The sequence below is a fragment of the Lutibacter sp. genome, from assembly GCF_041596795.1.
Lineage (GTDB): Bacteria > Bacteroidota > Bacteroidia > Flavobacteriales > Flavobacteriaceae > Lutibacter.
On sequence record NZ_JBFHHX010000248.1, the window covers coordinates 1 to 2,592 of the forward strand.

At 29.3% G+C, this 2,592-nt stretch carries 3 protein-coding genes; all 3 read right to left on the reverse strand.

Features of this window, described 5'->3' with window-relative positions:
* Window positions 1–597, reverse strand: a 597-nt coding sequence (gene prmA, locus ABY298_RS15915) for a 50S ribosomal protein L11 methyltransferase (protein ID WP_372747028.1), incomplete at its 3' end; no start/stop codon positions are given.
* The gene (gene tpiA, locus ABY298_RS15920; protein WP_372747029.1) at window positions 597–1,355 is read right to left on the reverse strand and encodes a triose-phosphate isomerase; all 759 of its coding nucleotides are present in this window, start codon (window positions 1,353–1,355) and stop codon (window positions 597–599) included. The genes prmA and tpiA, both read right to left, overlap by 1 nt.
* A 102-nt stretch (window positions 1,356–1,457) precedes the next feature.
* Entirely contained in the window at window positions 1,458–2,534 is a 1,077-nt protein-coding gene (locus tag ABY298_RS15925) for an ABC transporter permease (protein ID WP_372747030.1), read from the reverse strand.
* Window positions 2,535–2,592: the final 58 nt, after the last annotated feature.

A 2,592-nucleotide genomic window follows, 5' to 3' on the forward strand; every position in this document is an offset into this window, starting at 1 on the left:
ATCACCTTCATAAACATCAATATTTGAACAATTATTACGCTCTACATTTTCAACGGAATTTTGATAACACCAATTATCAATATCAATAGCATCAATAGGCTTTGCTCCTTTCATTTCAACAAAAATGGCTAAAATTCCAGTTCCACAACCCATATCTAACACTTTTTTATTTGTTAAATCAAGATCTAACAAATGTTGTACCATCATATAAGTTGTTTCGTGGTGCCCCGTTCCAAAACTCATTTTTGGCTCAATTACTATATCATATTTTAAATTTGGATTTTCGTGAAATGGAGCTCTAATACTCACCAAATCATCTACTTGAATTGGATTGAAATTTTTCTCCCACTCACTATTCCAATTGGTTTGTTCAATTACTTCCATTTCATAAGAAATAGAAAACTCATTAGAATTTAAAACAAAAACATCGTCTAAAATATTTTCATTCCAATCTGTTTGTTGAATGTATGCTATTAAATCATCATCATTTTCAACAAAACTTTCAAAACCAATTTCACCCAACTCAGCAACCAAAATTTCGGTTGCTGGTTCTTTTGGGTGTATTTTAAATGTATATGATATATAAATATTATCCATTAAATTGCGTCAATTATCGCTTTAAAATCATCTTTATTAAGTGCAGCTCCACCAATTAATCCACCGTCAACATCTGGTTTTCCAAAAATTTCTTGTGCATTGTTTGGTTTTACACTTCCACCATATAAAATTGAAACGTTTTCAGCTACATCATCATTAAATTCATCTGCAATAATTTTTCTAATAAACGCGTGCATTTCTTGTGCTTGCTCTGGAGATGCAGTTTCTCCTGTACCAATTGCCCAAACTGGCTCATATGCTAAAATTATATTTTTCCAATCTTTTGCTTCTAAATGATATAAAGCATTTTTTAATTGACTTTCTACAACTTTAAAATGATTTCCAGATTTTCTATCTTCTAAAACTTCACCAAAACAGAAAATTATTTCCATTTTATTTTCTAAAGCAGCATCTACTTTTTTAGCTAATATTTCATCGGTTTCTCCAAAATATTCTCTTCTTTCTGAGTGTCCTAAAATAACAATTTCTACACCTACAGATTTCAACATTTCAGCAGAAATTTCACCTGTAAACGCACCATTTTTTGCAAAATGCATGTTTTGTGCTGCTACTTCTACTTTAGTTCCTTTTGCTTTATTTGCAACTTTTTCTAAACTTACAAATGTTGGAGCAACTATTACTCTTGTATTTTTAAGTTTATTCTTTTTAACACTTTTTACTACTTTTTTAACTAACGATTTAGACTCGTCTAAATCATTGTTCATCTTCCAGTTTCCTGCTACTATTTTTTGTCTCATTACTACTATTATATTAAATTATAACTACAAAATTAATCAATAATGTAGTCCTTAAAAAACTTCCTATAAATATACTACGAATTCGTTTTCGAGCATAAAAGATTATTTTAATCTAATCTTTGGATCTAACATTCCGTAAATAATATCTACAAAAATATTAATTATTATAAACAACGTTGCTATGGTTAAAACACTTCCCATAATTATTGGCAAATCTAACGTGTTTAACGCATTTACAATTTCACGTCCCAATCCGTTCCAGTTAAAAATATATTCTACAAAAACCGCACCTGCCAACATAGATGCAAACCAACCTGAAACTGCTGTTACCACAGGATTTAAAGCATTTTTTAATGCGTGTTTTTTAATAATTTTATAGGTTGAAAGTCCTTTAGCTTTTGCGGTTCTAATATAATCTTGGGTTAAAACCTCTAACAAAGAATTTCGCATTAACTGAATTACAACTGCTAACGGACGAATTCCTAAAACAATAGCTGGAAGCACTAAATTTTTCCATTGAATGTATATTTTTTCACCAAAATCATCCACTTCATATAAACTTCCTGTCATATTTAAATTAGTGTATTTATGCAGCACAAAACCAAAAAACCAAGCAAATAAAATGGCGCTAAAAAACGAAGGAACACTCATTCCTAAAGTACTTATAATTGAAACAATTCTATCAAAAATAGTGTCTTTAAATAATGCCGATAAAATACCGAAAAATATTCCAATAATTATAGCAATTGTAATAGCGGAAACCGCCAAAACAGCAGTATTTGGTAAGGTTTCTCCAATTACATCCGATACATTTTTATCATTTTTTTGAAACGATTTACGTAAATAAGGATATTTTAAAACAACTGTTTTTTCATGCGTGCTAAACAATTGAATATAAGAATAGGTATTTGCATTTAAAAAAGTATAGTTATCTACATTTTTTGAATGAATAGAAACTGGTGATAAATCGTTTAAATAATACAAATATTGTGTACCAATTGGTTGATCAAAACCATATTTTTTTCTAATATTTTGAAGCTGTTCGCTATCTTCACGCTGATCTAACATCATACGCGCAGGGTCTCCTGGAAGCACGTTAAACAGAAAGAAAATAACAGTTACTACTCCTAAAAGTGTTACTACTCCGTATCCTATTTTATTTAAAATATAACTAAACAAATTGTTTTATTTGATGAACAAATATAGCTTAAACTATTAAAATTACTACTTTTGCACA

What these genes read in the sequence shown, in the direction of transcription:
- tpiA (WP_372747029.1), bottom strand. Translation starts at nt 1,355, where the DNA reads ATGAGACAAAAAATAGTAGCAGGAAACTGGAAGATGAACAATGATTTA.